The sequence below is a fragment of the Acidobacterium sp. S8 genome, assembly GCF_009765985.1.
Classification (GTDB): domain Bacteria; phylum Acidobacteriota; class Terriglobia; order Terriglobales; family Acidobacteriaceae; genus Alloacidobacterium.
In genome coordinates this window covers 116,578-134,367 of sequence record NZ_LMUM01000028.1, presented here as the reverse complement: position 1 = coordinate 134,367, position 17,790 = coordinate 116,578, and the positions used below count along the sequence as shown (strand labels likewise).

Below are 17,790 nucleotides of genomic sequence, written 5' to 3'. Positions count from 1 at the left end.
CGGCAAGCTGTTACTCTGGAGTTAACAACACAGACAATTTCTCAATTCCCCCAGAATGAAGCGATGGTAAAGGCGTGCCTGATCACCAGACCGACTATCACAATTGGAGACCAAAACATAACCCCTGGCTGGTAGCGCTGACGGTTACCCTGGCCACGTTTATGGAGGTGCTGGACACCTCGATTGCCAACGTCGCCCTGCCCCATATGGCGGGTTCGCTTGGAGCGAGCCAGGAAGAGGCGACCTGGGTTCTGACCAGCTACCTGGTGTCTAGCGCGATTGTTCTGCCGATTTCAGGCTGGCTGGCGACGCGCTACGGTCGCAAGCGCTTTTACATGACCTGCGTGGTTATGTTCACGGTCTGCTCGTTTCTGTGCGGCATTGCGCAGTCGCTGCCGATGCTGATTTTCGCCCGCATTCTGCAGGGTGCAGGTGGCGGCGGCCTGGCTCCGAGTGAGCAGGCGATTCTGGCGGACACATTTCCTGTAAGCAAGCGCGGGCAGGCCTTTGCTGTTTATGGAATGGCAGTGGTGGTTGCGCCTGCCATTGGCCCGACGCTGGGCGGCTGGATTACCGACAACTTCAACTGGCACTGGATTTTCTTTATCAACATTCCGATCGGCATATTGTCGATCTTTTTGAGCCAGCGCATGGTGGAAGATCCTCCGTATCTGCAGGAACAGCGCAAGAAGGTCGGGAAGATCGACACGATGGGGCTTGGCTTGATTACGATTGGTGTCGGCTGCCTCGAATTTGTGCTCGATAAAGGGCAGGAGAAAGACTGGTTCGGCGACAACATGATCACAACGTTCGCCATACTTGCCGCCTGTACTCTGGTCGCGTTTGTGATCTGGGAGTGGAACCATGAAGACCCCGTCGTCGATCTCAAACTGCTCAAGAACCGAAACTTCGGCACGGCTATTTTTCTGCAGTTCATTCTCGGAATGGTGCTCTTCGGCTCAACCGTGCTGATTCCGCAGTTTCTACAGGTGCTGATGGGCTACACGGCGGAACGGGCGGGCGAAGCTCTCTCGCCTGCTGGTTTCATGATGATGCTGATGATGCCGATTGCCGGACGACTGATCGGCAAGATGGACGCGCGTCTGCTGGTTTCTATCGGCTACGCCATTACGGCTCTTGGCCTTTACAATCTCACGCGCCTCGATCTTCAAACCAGCTTTGGCAGCATTGTGCTCTGGCGAATGTTCCAGGTGAGCGGACTTGCGTTTGTTTTCATTCCGATCAGTACGCTGAACTATGTCGGCGTTCCATTCAACAAGAACAACCAGATTTCGAGCTTCTCGAATTTCGCACGTAATCTTGGCGGCAGCGTAGGTACGGCGATGCTGACGACATTCCTGCAAAGGACGCAGCAGACACATCAGTCCACGCTGGGCGCTAATATCATAGCCGGAAGCACCCAGTACCAACAGTTTCTTGATTCGACCAAGGCATCCTTGATGCGCCTCGGGCAAAGCTCTGACCAGGCGGCACAGGCGGCGGTGGGACATGCTTATCAAGCGCTTCTGCAGCAGTCTTCGATGTTGAGTTACATGAACGCATTCTGGTGGCTGAGCGTGATGATCGCCTGCCTCATTCCGCTGCCGTTCGTTATGCGGAAGCCGCCGGCGATGAAGAAGCCTGCTGGCGAGGCGATGGGACACTAAGCAACTGCAGATTCCTCTGCGATGCCGTATGATCTTTCTGCATCAAACTTGAGGCAGAGACGCGTTCTGCGCGGAGGATTCTGAATTGGGCAAGAGCATGGTTCCCAGGCGGTTGTTCTTTACCAAGGGTGTGGGCAAGCACAAAGAACGCCTCACTTCATTCGAATTGGCGCTACGCGACGCTGGAATTGCTGCGCAGAATCTTGTTCGCGTGTCGTCTATTTTCCCGCCGCAGGCAAAGCTGATTCCTCGTAAAGAAGGTTTGAAGTATCTGCATCCGGGAGAGGTTGTTTTCGCGGTTGTGGCGGAGAACTCCACGCGTGAGCCGCATCGGTTGGTGGCATCGAGTATCGGGGTAGCGATCCCGGCAGATCGCAACTCTTATGGCTATTTGAGCGAGCACCACAGCTTTGGAGAAACCGAAGAACAGGCCGGGGAATACGCAGAAGAATTAGCCGCAGAAATGTTGGCGACGACCCTCGATCTCGAATTCGATCCTGACAAAAGCTGGGACGAGAAAAAGGAAATTTACCGCATCTCGAATAAGATCGTTCGCACCGCTAACGTGACGCAGTCGGCTATCGGCGATAAACGCGGACTTTGGACGACGACGATTGCAGCAGCAATCCTGATTTTTGAATAAAATTACATAAGAAGCGTATCTAAGTTGTGAGCGGCTTTTGCCGCGGGGAGCAATCGAGGCGCGGGGCCGCAGGTGCCTGCGCCTTTTCTCTGTCCTTTAGCAAAACTTATGTATATGTGTCGTTGAGAGAAATTTATGCCATCCAATCCCAATTACCGAATCGGTCTGGTGCAGATGTCATGCAGCCCCGACCCTGATGCCAATCTTGATAAGGCAGCTGACCGCGTCCGCGAAGCTGCCCGTGAAGGCGCAAACGTTGTTTGCCTGCCTGAGCTGTTCCGCGCGCAGTATTTCTGCCAGCGCGAAGATATTGCGCTTTTTGATCTGGCCGAGCCGATTCCGGGCCCAAGTACCGAGCGTTTGAGCGCTATCGCTCGCGAGGAGAAAGTCGTTGTGATCGCTTCCCTCTTTGAGCGGCGCGCTGCCGGGCTCTATCACAATACGGCCGCCATTCTGCAGCAGGATGGCACGCTTGCCGGGCTGTACCGGAAGATGCATATTCCGGACGACCCGCTTTATTACGAGAAGTTTTACTTCACACCGGGCGATCTCGGCTTTAAGGCTTTCGACACCGCATTCGGCAAGATCGGCACGCTGGTCTGCTGGGACCAGTGGTACCCGGAAGGCGCTCGCATTACGGCTCTGCAGGGAGCGAATGTTCTGTTTTATCCGACGGCAATTGGGTGGCATCCGTCGGAGAAGGATGAGTTCGGCGCGGCGCAGTATGAAGCGTGGCAGACGATTCAGCGCGCGCATGCGATTGCCAACGGCGTCTTTGTCGGCGCGGTGAATCGCGTCGGCCATGAGCAGGGCGATGTGCGCGGCAACCGTGTCGAGGGTGCGGGGCTTGAGTTCTGGGGCGGCTCGTTTATTGCCGATCCGTTCGGACGCATCATTGCCAAGGCTTCGCATGATAAGGAAGAGATCCTGATCGGCGAGGTCAATCTGCGGTCGATGGAAGATGTGCGCCGCAACTGGCCGTTCCTTCGCGACCGCCGCATCGATGCGTATTCTCCGATTGTGCATCGCTTTCTCGACTCGACAACCCTGGAGAAGTAATGAGCGCGATGGAAGGTACTCCTCGAGATCACAGCTACCGCATGCCTGCGGAGTGGCACAAGCACGCGGCCACATGGATTGCATGGCCGCACAATGCGAATGACTGGCCGGGCAAATTCCAGGCGATTCCATGGGTGTATGCCGATATCGTGCGGCATCTCTCGCGCGTGGAGGATGTGCACATCCTGGTGAACGACGCTGCTGCGGCTTCGCGGACTCGGAGCATACTGCGGCGGTCGGGCGCGAATCTTGCTCGGGTTCACTTTCACGAGTGGCCGACGAATCGCGTGTGGACACGCGATTCGGGACCGATTTTCGTGAAGAATGCGGACTCGATTGCCGTCACCAACTGGAAGTTCAACGGCTGGGCGAAGTATGACAACTGGCAGTTCGATAATGAGATTCCGAATCATGTTTCTGATGAGCTGCGGTTGAAACAGTGGACGCCGATGATTGGCGACCACCGCGTGGTGCTCGAGGGTGGGTCGATTGATGTGAACGGCATGGGCACGTTGATTACGACGGAAGAGTGCCTGCTCAGCACGGTGCAGCAGCGGAATCCCGGCGTCAGCCGCGAGCAACTGGAGAAGCTCTTCCACGACTATCTGGGTATCGATCAGGTGCTTTGGATGAACCGCGGCATCGCTGGTGACGATACTCATGGACACGTGGACGACATCACGCGTTTCGTCGATGAGAACACTATCGTTACGGTTGTCGAGCCGAACCGCGAGGATTATAACCATCTGCCGCTGGCTGAGAATCTGGACCGGTTGAAAACGGCTCGCAATCTTTCCGGTCAGCCGTATCGGATTGTGGAGCTGCCGATGCCTTCTCCGGTGATCTTCGAGGGTCAGCGGCTTCCGGCGAGCTATGGCAACTTCTATATTGCTAACGGTCTGGTGCTGGTGCCGACCTTCAATGACCCTAACGACCGTAAGGCTCTGAATATTCTTGCGGAGTTATTTCCGGGGCGAGAGGTGGTTGGTATTCATTGCGGCGAATTTATCTGGGGGCTTGGAGCGTTGCATTGCATGACGCAGCAGCAGCCGGCATAGCCCCACCCCCCGGGTAGGCTAAATTGCTGGGAATAAAGGCTGTTTCTTGCGAATCTCGCAAGTGTTTGAAAGCAGAGCCGTTGTGGGTAAGTGTCTCGTCTGACTCAGTTTATTGGGTGAAACCCAGGGCTAAAGCCCTCTTTGACTTCGTTTGTATTCACCGGGCTAAAGCCCCGGTGCTTCTACCCTAAAGACAGAATCCTCGGAAACCGGGTGCGCTCAGTTTTTTGTCCCTATTTCTATTGTAGTGATTTCTGCAATATAACCGGCCAAAGAGCGGCGGTTTTCTTCCCTTTGGAATGTGTGGTTTAGCAGGAAAATTGAGGTTAGGGGGCTTGACAGCTATTTCTGCTGGCGAGAACCGGGGCGCTTTCTGCTATCTTGCAGAAAACAAGTTCAGAGCAGATTTTCCTGTGATTTAGATCTACATGTCATTTGGGGTGGGCCAAAATCCTATACCGATCTGGTTTGGGATTCTTCCTCCCTTTGGTCGTCAGAATGACGGCGTTGAGGGGTGGTCGTCAAGATGACGGCAATCGAAGGCGGTCGTTAGTATCACGCAGCATACGCGATCGTCAGTACGACGGCAGCTGAGTTGGTCGTCAGTACTACGATGACGGCGGCTGAATGATGACGGCGGCTGAGTGTGGTCATAGAATGACGGCGGCTGAAGTTAAGTCGTCAGTATGGCTCGGCTGAGGTGATCGTTCGCGGCTGAGGCGGTCTTTCAAATGATGGCGGTTTATCTCTACAGGAAAAATGCTCCACTGGAGCCAAAACCACAGAATGCGCTATTGTCGTGTCGCAGCATCCCTACTCTTTGTTCTTTCGCCCGTTCTCTTCGCGCAGCGCCCACAGCAAAACCTTACTCCTGAAGAACGCCAGGCGCTGATTGCCAAGCGCGAGTCCATTGAAAAGCAGCTAGAAGACGTCGCCATTATTGACCGCAAGGTGATGGTTCCGATGCGCGATGGCAAGCGGATGGCTGCCGATATCTACAGGCCGAAGGATACGTCGAAGAAGTATCCGATTATCTTCAGCCGCACGCCCTACAACTTCAACTTCTGGGATGTGCGGATGGGCACCTACCGCGACATGTCGACGGAACTGGACGCGGTGAAGCGCGGCTATGTACTGGTGGAGATGAATGAGCGCGGACACTTCTTTTCCGAGGGCAACTACGACATTCTGGGCGCGCCGCTGGCCGATGCCGATGACCAGCTCAACTGGATGTCCCTGCAGCCGTGGTCGAACGGCAAGATCGGGCTGATTGGCTGCTCTTCTACCGCCGAGTGGCAGCTGGCGGCGGCTTCGCTGGGCAATAAGGCGCTGACGACGATGATTCCGCAGAGCTTTGGCGCAGGTGTGGGCAAGGTTGGCCCGTATAACGAGCAGGGCAACTGGTATCGCGGGGGCGCGGTGCAGATGTTGTTTATTGACTGGCTTTATGGCGAGCAGAATCAGGTGCGGCCGATGTTTCCTCCGGACACTTCGCAGGCTGATTTGATCAAGGCATCGAAGATGTTTGATCTCGCAGCGCAGATGCCGCCTGTGGACTGGGCGAAGGCCTTTGAGCATTTGCCGGAGAAAGACTTTATCTCGGCGGTGGATGGGCCGAAGGGTATCTACAGCGACGTGATGCCGAACACGACGGGCGGCGCAATGATTCAGAGAACGCCCAACGATCCGGCATGGCGGAAGGGCGGATTGTGGCAGTCGGATACGATGCCGATCAATATTCCGGGACTCTGGTTTATGACCTGGTATGACGTTTCCACGGGGCCGAATCTTGCTGCTTACAATTTTGTTCGCGAGCATGCGAAGGGCGAAGCGGCGAACGAGCAATATGCGGTTATTGCGCCGACGCTGCATTGCCAGTACAAGCGCGCGAGCGAACATACCGTAGTGGGTGAGCGCGACATGGGCGATGCGCGGCTGGATTATGACGAGATCACGTATGCCTGGTTCGATCACTTTTTGAAGGGTGAGGACAACGGCATGCTGCAGAAGACGCCCAAAGTGCAGTACTACACGATGGGTCTGAACAAGTGGCAGCACTCGGATACATGGCCGCCCGAGGGCGCGAAGCCTGTGACGCTGACGCTGACCAGCCAGGGACATGCGAACACGCTGCATGGCGATGGCGCGCTTGCGTCGACCACAAAAGGCGATCTGCTGAATTTCACTTCGACTTTGGATAAGAAGGCGCTGAAGGCTGATCTTGCCGACACGTTTACTTATGATCCGATGCATCCAACTCCTTCTTACGGGGGCAATGTGTGCTGCGCGGCCAATACGATTCCGGGCAACGGCGGCGCGCTCGACCAGCGCAAGATGGAAGAGCGGCAGGACATTGTCGTTTACACGTCAGAGCCGTTGACGAAGGATATTGAGGTTTCCGGGCCGATCACAGTTACGCTTTACGTCTCTGCCGATGTGAAGGACACGGACGTGACGGCGAAGCTGATTGACGTGCAGCCAGATGGCACGGCCTACAACCTGGATGAGACGATTCAGCGGCTGCGGTATCGCGATGGCGACGACCACATGGTGTGGCTGGAGAAGGGCAAGGTTTATAAAGTGACGCTGACGCCGATGAATACGTCCAACTGGTTTGCTGCCGGGCATCGGATTCGGCTGGAAGTGGCGGGGTCTAATTTTCCGCGCTTCGATCGCAATTTGAATACGGGCGGGAATAATTACGACGAGACGACGAGCGTGGTGGCGCATACGTCGATTCATCATTCATCGGAGTATCCGAGCACGGTTACGTTGACGGTGGTTCCGCGGTAGGCTTGTTAATTGTTGTGAAGGGCGTGTCTTCGGATGCGCCCTTTTGTTTTTGCGGGTTGATTTGGGACTCTTTCCTCCCGTTGGTCGTCAGAATGAGGTCTCCTATGTTTTAGAGGTGGGTGCTGGCTTTGCCAGCACTTCGCACGAACGTTGTTCGTGCGGGTCCTTCGACTGCGCGCTTTGCGCTCCGCTCAGGATGACGGCATTTTTTCTTAAGATCAATCGATCACAGAACGGCCCTGGCCTGAAGGCCCGTTGATCGCAGATTGATTTCACCGGCCTGAAGGCCGGTGCTTCTACCTTTGCTTAGCTGACTTCTTCTACGGTGTCGCCTTCGCCGGGGGCGAGGAAGAGGTTGGTTTCGAGGCCGTGCTGACGAGTGTAGAGGTCGTAGTAGCGACCGCCGAGGGCGTAGAGGGTGTCGTGGGTGCCGCGTTCGAGGATGGAGCCGGATTCGATGACGAGGATCTGGTCGGCGCGGCGGATGGTGGAGAGGCGGTGCGCGATGACGAAGGTGGTGCGGCCCTGCATGAGGTAGCTGAGGCCGTGCTGGATCATCTGCTCGGATTCGGAGTCGAGCGAGGATGTGGCCTCGTCGAGGATGAGAATGCGCGGATTGGCGAGGATGGCGCGGGCGATGGAGAGGCGCTGGCGCTGACCTCCGGAGAGCTTTACGCCGCGCTCGCCAACGATGGTGTCATAACCTTCGGGAAAGCGTTCGGCGAACTCATCGACGCGGGCGATGCGGCACGCGTCGAGGAATTGCGCTTCGGTTGCGTCGGGATAAGAGAAGACGACGTTCTCGCGGATGGTGCCATCGAAGAGAAACGACTCCTGCAGCACGACTCCAAGCTGGCTGCGGAAGCTGTCGAGCTTGACGGTGGAGAGATCGACGCCGTCGACCAGGATGCGGCCCGAGTCAGGATTATGAAATCCGCAGATGAGGCTGATGATGGTGGATTTGCCTGAGCCAGAGGAGCCGACGAGCGCGGTGACGGTGCCGGGGCGCGATTCGAATGAGATGCCGTGCAGCACCGGCTTGTCGGGTTCGTAGCTGAAGCGGACATCTTCGAAGGCAACGTCTCCGCGGATTTCGCCGAGCGCAACGGTGCGGTTCGGATCGCTGAATTCGTCTTTTTCGCTGAGAATCTCCATGGTGCGATCGAGACCGGCGACGGCTTCTGTGAGTTGCGTTCCGATGTTCACCATCTGGAAGACGGGCGCGATCATGAAGGCGAGCAGCATGGTGTATTGCACGTAAGCGCCTTCGGTCATGGCTCCGCCGAGAACAGCATGACCGCCGAGGAGCATCACCATTCCGCCGACAACGCCGAGGACGGTGGTTGCGGCAAAGGAGAGCGCGCTGGTGGCGGTGAGCGAGCGCATAACGTTGTCAAGCAGGCGCTGAACGCCCTGCGCGAAGATTCCGGCCTCACGTGTCTCGGCGTGGTAGCCCTTTACGACACGTACGCCGCCGAGGGATTCGGTGAGACGGCCGGTGACTTCGGCGCTGATTTTGCCGCGTTCGCGGAAGATGGGGCGGATGGTTCTGAAGGCGTTGGAGAGGACGATGACGAAGACGGCAACGACGGCGAAGACAATCAGCGTCATGCGATGGCTGCTGCGCAGCAACAATATAAATGCGAGGGTGGCGGTGAGCAGTCCGCCGACGAACTCGACGAGGCCGGTGCCGATGAGGTTGCGGACGCCTTCGACATCGGTCATGATGCGCGAGACGAGGACGCCGGTGCGGTTGCTGTCATAAAAGCTGACGGGAAGCAATCCGATGTGCTGCTGTACCTGCTTGCGCAGGTCGGCGATCATGCGCTGCGCAGCTTTTGACAAGAGCTGGGTAAGAGAAAAAGAAGTGATGGCCTGAATGGCTGTCGCGCCAAAGACTGCGCCGACGAGGGGGAGGAGCTTCTCTGCGTGGTGGTGTCGCAATACCTGATCGATGAAAGGCTTTGCTGAGAGCGGCAGGACTAATCCGGCAACGCGATTGATGGCCATGAGGACGAGGCCGAAGGCCAGCAGCCATCGACGCGGGCGGACCAGCCTCCATATCTCCGGCATGACTTTTTTGAGGTCAGCCTTCTTCTTTGGCTGATCGGCGCGAATGGCGCTGCGATGGCCGCCGCTGCGCTCAGATCTCATCGACGTCATGGAACCTGGTCGCATAATTTCTAAACTCGCGCTCTGCGCGCCGCGATGAAAGACCGCACGCAGAGGATGACGAAGATGAGAAGCAGAACGGACATGGCTGCTTTCTCTTCTACGGCGATGGGATGAGGAAACTGTACGCCCTGAAGAAGACGGATGTAGTCATAGATACTTTTGGCTGTTCCGAGAAAGCCGAGCAGGCCAAGGGTGACGGCGATGTGCATGAGGAGCATGCGCTTTTTCGCGACGCCAGTGATGGCGAGGAAGCCCAGGATACCGAGAATCAAGCCAACAAAGGCGGGAATGAGAGCCGTTGGAGCGTGGCTGCCTGTGGCGACGAATCCAAAGACACCCAGGAGAATGAGTACCACGCCGAACATAACGGTAGTTTTTGCCATGTGAGAAAGTGCGCCTCCGCTGCTTCAAGCATAGTGCATTCGAGGCTGTCTTTTCTGACGCGGCAAAAATCTGCGGGACTCAATTTGTTTGCGGCGACGGAGTGATGCCGATGGCAGCCAGAACTTTTTGCACGGAGACTTCGGGCGGATCCTGCGCGGAGACATGCAGCGCGTTGGCCGGAGGCTCCAAGGTGGCGAGCTGGCTATCGAGGAGGGCTGCGGGCATGAAGTGATCATGACGGGCCTGCATGCGCTCGGAGATGACTTTTTTTGGTGCTTCGGTCAGGACGAAGCGATAGGCGTCATCTGGAAGGTCGGCTACGAGCGTTTCCCGGTACGTCTGCTTGAGAGCGGAGCAGGTGAGGATGCCGCTTTCGCTCTTTTGATGCCAACCGGCCATCAGGTCATGCAAGGTTGCGAGCCAGGGGGCGCGGTCTTCGTCGGTAAGCGGAATGCCGGCGTGCATCTTTGCTTTGTTCGCGGTGCTGTGGTAGTCGTCGCCTTCGGCAAATTGCCAGCCAGTGGCTTTTGCCAGAGCGCGTGCCAAAGTGGTTTTTCCTGAACCGCTCACTCCCATGACGATCAGAATCATGCTTTCCCCTGCTGTGCGATCAGCTGCTTTACGTCGTTGACGATCTGGTCTGGTGTCCAGTCGTTTGTCGGATACCACTTGAAGACTTTGCCATCGGGACCGATGACGAGAGTTGATAAGGAGTGGGTGATGGTGCGATCTTTTTCCGGCGTTGCGCCGACGTCGAAGAAGCGCAGCAACGGAGCCAGATCGGCTTTGCTGGGTGCGGCGAAGTCCCAATGCTGGAAGGTTTCGTTTGTGTACTTGCCGGTGTAGGAGCTGCCGTAGCTGCGCAGCACCTGCGGCGTGTCGTATTCGGGATCGAAGCTGACGCTGAGCAGGTGGGTTCGCTTGTATAGCGAGGGATCGGCGGCGAGAGTCTTGTCAATCTGGGCGAAGTTGCGACTCATGCGCGGGCAGAAATCTGCGAGCGGACAGCGCGTGTAGATGAAGGTGATGAGCAGCACTTTGCCGCGGAATTGCGCGAGGTGAATCTGCTTGTCGTTTTGGTTGACGAGGTGGAAGTCGGGAATCTGATCGCCGGGCTGGATGGGATGGTAGAAGTAGCTCGGTTTGTAGTCGGGCTTGGCCTGCGCGATGATGACGATTTCATCGAGGAGATCGGAGTCATCGGTCGCGATCAGGGTGGCGGTGATGCTGTCGCCGGGATGCAGCTCGCTGATGATGCTGGGATTCTTTAGCTTGTACGGCATCGTCATCGCTTCCATAAAGCCGGGGATAGCGGCTGCGTCGAGGACGATTTCGGCCTTGGATGCATCGACGGTGACGATCTTTCCACGCACGGGGTAATGCTTTGAGTGAGCGTCCGCAGCGGGGGTGGATGGCTCAGCTGGCTTCTGGCGGCAGCCTCCAACAACAATCGCGCAGGCAAGCAGTGTAAGCAGATAAGTACGGGCCGTGGAGCGGATCACAGCTCAGTTTACACTTTCTATGTGCTCCCGCTTTTTGACTCGCAGCCGCAACTCCCGTTAGCCGAGATGGTCGGCAATGCCCTGGCAGACGGCGCTGTTGTGGTGACTGCGAATGCGCGCTCGGCGCGTGCGCTTACCTTTCAATATGCCGAACAGCAACGCGCCAAGGGCGTGGAGATGTGGCCGTCACCGGCGATCTTCGATTGGGATAGCTGGCTGGGTCAATTGTGGCAGCAGCTTTCGGCCGTCGATCCGGACTTGCCTCTTCTACTGACTCCGTGGCAGGAACGCGCGCTCTGGAAGATCGTGCAGCAGGTGGATGCGCCGCTGGTGGTTTCGCTGGAGGGAATTGCATCGCTTGCGCAGAGCGCGTATGCGCTGCTGAGCAACTTCCGGCTGCAGGGTGAGCGGAATTCGACATGGCTGGAGACGGATGCGGAGCATTTTCGGCGATGGGCGAAGACGTTCGATCAGCGTTGTCGCGACAGGAAATGGACAAGTCGAAGTGATTTAGTGCCGCTGCTCAGTGGAGCGGCGCGGGCCGGTAAGCTCTCACTGCCGCGGCAGATTTTGCTGGTCGGCTTTGACCGGTTCACGCCTGCGCAGCAGATTTTTCTGCAGAATCTTCGCGAATCGGGAGTGATTGCGGATGACAGCCCGGCGGCGGCTCCGGAAGCGACTTCGCGGAAGCTCGTAGTTGCGAACGATCTTCGAGAAGAACTGCTAGCGTGTGCGTCGTGGTGCAGGGAGAAGATCCTTGCGAATCCCGTGATTCGCATTGGTGTGATTGCGCCGGATGCGGGCAGCATTCGCGCCGAAGCTGAACGGGCCTTCCGGACAGTGCTGATGCCGCAATCGTTTGATCTTGCTGCAGAAGACCAGCCGATGCCTTTTGAATTTTCGCTGGGAGTGCCGCTGGCAAATGTGCCGGTGATTCGCGCGGCGCTTCTGCTTTTGCGCTGGATTACGCAGCCGCTGCCGGAGGAAGACATTTCGTGGCTACTGCTGTCCGGATATTTGCATGTGGAGGCTTCAGAGAGAGAAGCTCTGGCACGGTTCGATTTCAGACAGCGCGATTCGGGCGCGCTTTCACCGGAAGCGAAGCTTGAAACATTTATGAGCAGTCGAGTACCGGCTTCATTTGCCGCACGCATGCGAAAGCTGCTGGAGACAGCGCGGGTAGACGGTGCATTCGACGGCAGTGGCACCTATACGCAGTGGGCCGATCTGGCGGAGCCGTTGTTGCAGGCGGCTGCGTGGCCTGGATATCGCACCCCGGATAGTGTGCAGTTTCAGGCGCAACGAAGGTGGCAGAGGCTTCTCGATGAAGTAACGCTGCTCGATTTCGCAGGGCGCGGCATTTCCTTTACAGCTTTTGCGCAGGCGCTGGAAAAACATGCGCAGGAGATGATCTTTACGCCGGAATCTCATCACGCTCCCGTTCAGATCATGGGCGCGCTAGAGTCGTCGGGGCAATCGTTCGATGCCATCTGGTTTCTGGGCGCGGATGACTCGCAATGGCCGCTGACAGGTAAGCCGCACCCGCTGATTCCTGCGTGGCTGCAACGCAGCGCGAGGATGCCGCATTGTGATGTTGCTACCGACACCGAATTGGCTCGAGTTGTGACGCAGCGCATTGTGGAGAGCGCACCGGAATGCGTCTTCAGCTACGCTCGCCAGAATAAGGAAGGCGAGCTGCGGCCTTCACCGCTGCTTGCGAATTTCTTTGACGAGCCCAGGAACGCCGAAGCCGCTTCTTCATTGCATGAGCAAAGCAATATTGCGAACGAATTGCCGAATGGAAGCGGCCTGGAAGTACTTGTGCTCCGCTCGGAGACGATTTCCTGGCCTGTGGAATTGAGCGCGGGCGGTGCAGACACATTGAAGCGGCAGGCAGCCTGTCCCTTCCAGGCCTTTGCAGCGCGACGACTGCAGGCACGCCCGCTCAACCGCACGGAATGGGGACTGGATGCAGCGCAGCGCGGCAACCTGCTGCATAAGATTATTGAAAATGTCTGGTCGCCGGAGACTCCTGAGCCGTGGCGTATGACTTCGCTCGACGATCTGAAACATATGATCGCCATACAACAGCTGGACGCGGCGCTTCAGTATCACATTGAGAATGCGTTCCGTGATCTTGTACGAGATCATGGCGGAGATGTATGGATGGGGGCGTACCTGGAATCAGAGCGGACGCGCCTGCTCACGCGCTTACGAGAGTGGATGTTGTATGAGGCGAAGCGGCACTCCTTCACTGTTGAGAAGCGCGAAGAGAAACTGCTGGATGTGAGCGTAGGTGCATTGAAGCTGAATCTGCGCGCGGATCGCATCGACGAGCTTAACGACGGCTCTCATCTGCTGATTGATTACAAGACAGGCGATGTATCGGTTTCGCAGTGGCAGGGAGTGCGGCCTGATGAGCCGCAGCTGCCTTTGTATGCGGCTTACGGAAATATCGAGCGCTTGAGCGGCCTGCTTTTTGCGCAGATACGCGCGGGGCAGACGGGATTTGTGGGGCGCGTTGCCAATGCGCCGCAGACTCTGCTTGCCGACACGGCTGCTTTGCGCTCACTGACGAGCCAGCCTTACGACGAAAGCATGCGCGATCAGTGGGAAGCGGCACTGCTGCAGCTGGCGGAAGAGTTCCTGCGAGGCGAGGCTTCTGTCGATCCAAAGCGCGGCGCGAAGACCTGCCAGTATTGCGATTTTCCCGGGCTCTGCCGCATTGCGGAGACTGAGCGTGTTTCTGGCATTACAGATGCCGGAGGCGATGATGAGTAAGCTTGCGGTAACGTCTGCCGACCAGAGAGAACGCGATGAAGCGCTCGATTTCCGCTCGTCGTACATTGTGCAGGCTCCAGCCGGCTCAGGGAAAACGGAGCTGCTGACGCATCGGTTTCTCAAGCTGCTGGCGCGTGTAGACGATCCGGAAGAGGTACTGGCGATCACCTTCACACGCGCAGCTACTGCGGAAATGCGCGTTCGTATCCTGCGAAAGCTCGAGGAGGCGCGGAACAATCCGCGAAGACACAGCGGTGACGATGCGATGCTGCTTTCCGCACGCGCAGCGCTGGCGCATGCTGAAGCGCGGGGATGGAATCTGCTGGAGCAGCCGCAACGGCTCAACATTCAGACGATTGATTCGCTGTGCATGAGCATTGCGCACGAACAGCCGCTGCTGGCGCGCATGGGCGGCCATCTGCAACCACAGGACGATGCGCGTCCTCTCTACCACGAGGCGGCGCGGCGGACGCTGTCCCATCTTGGCGAAAGTAATCGCGAACTGCATGCGTCCTTGTTTCACTTGTTGCAGCTGCGCGACAATAACCTGGGAGATGCACAGCGGCTGATTGCCGAGATGCTGGGAAGCCGCGACCAGTGGGTACACACGTTTCCGCTGGTGGGAGATATTTCGGAAGACACATGGTCGGAAATCCGGCTCCAGCTGGAAGAGCCTTTCCGCGAAGCGATTACACGCGCACTGAAGGCTGTGCATGAATTGCTGCCGGCGCATGATGTGATTGCGCGGGAGATTGTAGAGCTGGCGAATTATGCATCGAGCAATCCATCCGAGATTGATCTGCGCGCGCTTTCACACCTGAGAACACTGCCGGAGCCGAATGAAAAGTTTCTGGAGCAATGGCAATGTTTGTGCAGTCTGCTGCTGCCGGCGAGCGGCGATTCGTGGAGAAAACAGGTCACGGTGCGCGAAGGATTTCCTAAGCCTGCATCGAAGGCAAAAGGCTCGCTCGAACAGAACTATAAAGATCGCATGATGGACCTTATCCATCGGCTGTCGCAGATGGATGGGTTGCTGCCGGCGCTTTGCGCTTTGCGGCGCCTGCCGCCAGCGCGCTACGACGAAGACCAGTGGGAGACGCTGCGCGCGCTGTTTACTGTGCTGCGTTACTCAGTTGCAGAACTGGTCGTGTTGTTTGCAGAACAGAATGCGGTGGATTTTGTGCAGCTTGGTCTTTCCGCGCTGACAGTGCTTGAAGAACAGCATCCGACGGAGCGGTCACTGGCGGTAAGCGAGCGGGTGAAGCATCTGCTGGTGGATGAGTTTCAGGATACATCGCGCCGTCAGCACAAGCTGCTGGAGAGGCTGCTGCATGCTTGGGGTCCGGGCGAGGAGCGGAGCTATTTCCTCGTTGGCGATCCTATGCAATCGATTTACATGTTTCGCCAGGCGGAGGTGGAGCTGTTTGCGCAGGTGCAGGAGCGCGGCATTGTTGCTGCCGGGCAGGTGCATGGCTGCGTTCCGGTGCAGCTATCGGCTAACTTTCGTTCGCATGCCGGGTTGACTGAACCACTCAATGGATACTTCGAGAAGATTTTTGCCAGCAGACATGGCGCGGGCGCAGCTGCCGTCTCTTTCACACGATCTATTGCTACTGAACCTCAACTGGCAGTAAGGTCCGTGTGCCTGCATCCACAAATTTTGCAAGGCACGGGCAGCGGCAAAGCGGAGCCGGATGCTCTGGAGCAGGCGCGGCAGCGCGAAGCCGACGAAGTGTTATCGATTATCGAGAAGCATCGTCCGATGATCGCCGCTGCCGAGGCCGATCCAAAGCTCTCGTATACCGTGGCTGTGCTGGGACGCGCGAAAGAGCATCTCGCTGCGATTGCCGCCAGGCTGCGCGAGCGCGGTATTCCCTTTCGTGCTGTTGAGCTGGAGCCGTTGGGAGAGCGGCAGGAGATTCGCGATTTGCTTTCTCTGATTCGCGCGCTGCTGCACCCGATGGATCGTATCGCATGGCTTTCTGCTTTGCGCGCCCCGTGGTGCGGATTGATGCTTGAAGATCTTCATATCCTCAGCGGCGGTGATGACAAGCAATTTGCTTTCATTCCCATTTCACAGCTAATAGAAGAGCGCTTGTCGCTGTTGAGCGATGACGGACAGCGGCGCTTGAGGCGTGTTCTTACTGTTCTGACACGCGCCGCTGAACTGCGCTACAGAGGACCGTCTTCGTTTTCATTGTGGGTGGAGCGGACCTGGCATACGCTCGGAGGCCCGCTCTGCCTGGACGATTCTCAGCGCGGGAATGTGCGCGTCTTCTTCCGCATGCTCGATGACGCAACGGCGAATGGTGCGGACTGCATGGGCGAAGACTTTGACGTGCGGCTGAATGCATTGTTTGCGCAGCCTGATCCCCGCGCCAGCGAGCGGTTCGGCGTGCAGTTGATGACGATTCACAAGGCAAAGGGACTTGGCTTCGACGTGGTGCTGGCACCGGGTCTGGAACGCAGCACAGGGCAGGACCGGCAGCAACTGATCTGCATGCTGGAACGGGTCAGCCTCGACGAGGCCGGTGAAGATGAGATTTTAGTGGCTCCGATCGGCAGCCGGGGTGGAGACAAACATCCGCTCTACCAATGGGTGCGAAGACAGCGGCGCATGCGTGAAGAGGAAGAACGCAAGCGTGTGTTTTATGTTGCATGCACGCGGGCGCGGCGCGAGCTGCATCTATTTGGCACTGCCACGGTTGCAGCAAATGGCGATTTGAAACCGGGCGCGACCGACAGCTTATTGGCTTCTGCATGGTCTGCGCTGGAAAGCGATTTTGCTGCGGCTTACGCAGAGCACAGGAAGCGGGATGTGGTTCCCTTCCCTGCTCCTGGGCAGCCGGGAGTGATTGATTTGGCAGCATCCTCGAATTCTGCTCACCCGCCGTTGATTCTGCGGAGGCTTCCTGCCAATGTTGTCATTCCATATGCAGGCAAAAATGTGCCAATTTCGGCGACGGCAGACATTTTCGATGAGCGGGAGAATTTTGAGCGTCCGGAGGGTTCCCGACTGCGCCGCATGACGGGCAATGTCATTCACTTGCTGCTGGAGCGGGTCAGCCGATACCTGGAACAAAAGCCGGATGCTTCCATGGAAGAGATTCGGCGCGTGATCAGGCCGCAGGCGGCGGCGATGCTGCGCGCAACGGCAGTGGCTTCAGAACAGGCTGCGATGGCAGATGTGATGGGCGCAATCGAGAGTATGGTTGCGGATGAGAATGGACGCTGGCTGCTGGGGCCGCATCCGGAGGCACAAAGCGAGGCCTCATGGACGGGATGGCTGGATGGCAAATTACGAACGATCCGGGCGGATCGCGTCTTTCGCGGCGGGGATAAGCCGCGGGATGCGAGCTCAGAAAACTTCTGGGTGGTGGATTACAAATCCTCGTTTTATTCTGGACGCGATTTGGATGGGTTCATCGAAAATCAGAGATCTCTGTACGAGCCGCAGCTCGCTTTATATGGAAAAGCGCTGCGAAAACTTCGCGGAGAGAACGTCATTTTGCGCCTTTGCCTGTATTTTCCACGATTGCGGCGAATGACATATTGGACGGGATGATAATATTCACGATTAAAAAATCTGAGCGCAGTTTCACAAATGTAACAGTGACATAACAATCCCTTACCTTCCTCTTCCGTTATGTTATTTTTCGCGCAATTCGCCTGATTTCGTAATTTAGCGCTTGAATCGCACGGCGATTTTGCTATAAACCTTGCCTTAA

At 57.2% G+C, this 17,790-nt stretch carries 11 protein-coding genes; 7 read left to right on the top strand and 4 right to left on the bottom strand.

What is annotated here, in order from left to right; genetic code table 11:
• The first annotated feature begins 74 nt into the window (after positions 1-74).
• The 5 genes from GSQ86_RS12380 to GSQ86_RS12360 all read left to right on the top strand — a co-directional run bounded on the left by GSQ86_RS12380 (position 75) and on the right by GSQ86_RS12360 (position 7,220).
• Positions 75-1,667 (top strand): DHA2 family efflux MFS transporter permease subunit, encoded by a 1,593-nt coding sequence (locus GSQ86_RS12380; RefSeq protein WP_254062342.1) that lies wholly within the window; start codon positions 75-77, stop codon positions 1,665-1,667.
• 85 nt (positions 1,668-1,752) lie between these two features.
• Positions 1,753-2,310 (top strand): pyruvoyl-dependent arginine decarboxylase, encoded by a 558-nt coding sequence (locus tag GSQ86_RS12375; protein ID WP_254062341.1) that lies wholly within the window; start codon positions 1,753-1,755, stop codon positions 2,308-2,310.
• A gap of 135 nt (positions 2,311-2,445) precedes the next feature.
• Positions 2,446-3,369: a carbon-nitrogen hydrolase gene (locus GSQ86_RS12370; RefSeq protein WP_158750253.1), complete on the top strand. Its 924-nt coding sequence runs from the start codon at positions 2,446-2,448 to the stop codon at positions 3,367-3,369.
• 8 nt (positions 3,370-3,377) lie between these two features.
• Entirely contained in the window at positions 3,378-4,427 is a 1,050-nt protein-coding gene (locus GSQ86_RS12365) for an agmatine deiminase family protein (protein ID WP_158750451.1), read from the top strand.
• Between the two features lie 786 nt (positions 4,428-5,213).
• Positions 5,214-7,220, top strand: a complete 2,007-nt coding sequence (locus tag GSQ86_RS12360) for a CocE/NonD family hydrolase (protein WP_158750252.1) — start codon at positions 5,214-5,216, stop codon at positions 7,218-7,220.
• A gap of 306 nt (positions 7,221-7,526) precedes the next feature.
• Here GSQ86_RS12360 and GSQ86_RS12355 read toward each other — a convergent pair whose 3' ends face one another.
• The 4 genes from GSQ86_RS12355 to GSQ86_RS12340 all read right to left on the bottom strand — a co-directional run bounded on the left by GSQ86_RS12355 (position 7,527) and on the right by GSQ86_RS12340 (position 11,281).
• On the bottom strand, positions 7,527-9,374 hold the full coding sequence (locus tag GSQ86_RS12355; RefSeq protein WP_254062362.1) for an ABC transporter ATP-binding protein: 1,848 nt from the start codon (positions 9,372-9,374) through the stop codon (positions 7,527-7,529).
• A 29-nt stretch (positions 9,375-9,403) separates the two neighbouring features.
• Positions 9,404-9,778, bottom strand: a complete 375-nt coding sequence (locus tag GSQ86_RS12350) for a hypothetical protein (RefSeq protein ID WP_158750250.1) — start codon at positions 9,776-9,778, stop codon at positions 9,404-9,406.
• Between the two features lie 79 nt (positions 9,779-9,857).
• Positions 9,858-10,370, bottom strand: coding sequence for a gluconokinase (locus GSQ86_RS12345; RefSeq protein WP_158750249.1), 513 nt, complete (start codon positions 10,368-10,370; stop codon positions 9,858-9,860).
• Positions 10,367-11,281 (bottom strand): SCO family protein, encoded by a 915-nt coding sequence (locus tag GSQ86_RS12340; protein WP_254062339.1) that lies wholly within the window; start codon positions 11,279-11,281, stop codon positions 10,367-10,369. Before GSQ86_RS12340 ends, GSQ86_RS12345 begins: the two co-directional genes overlap by 4 nt.
• Before the next feature lie 21 nt (positions 11,282-11,302).
• Here GSQ86_RS12340 and GSQ86_RS12335 point away from each other — a divergent pair, with 21 nt between their 5' ends.
• Positions 11,303-14,062 carry a PD-(D/E)XK nuclease family protein gene (locus GSQ86_RS12335; RefSeq protein WP_158750248.1) on the top strand — a complete coding sequence of 920 codons (2,760 nt, stop codon included), beginning with the start codon at positions 11,303-11,305 and terminating at the stop codon, positions 14,060-14,062.
• Positions 14,022-17,627, top strand: coding sequence for an exodeoxyribonuclease V subunit beta (locus GSQ86_RS12330; RefSeq protein ID WP_158750247.1), 3,606 nt, complete (start codon positions 14,022-14,024; stop codon positions 17,625-17,627). The genes GSQ86_RS12335 and GSQ86_RS12330 overlap by 41 nt, the downstream gene beginning before the upstream one ends.
• The last annotated feature ends 163 nt before the right edge of the window (positions 17,628-17,790 follow it).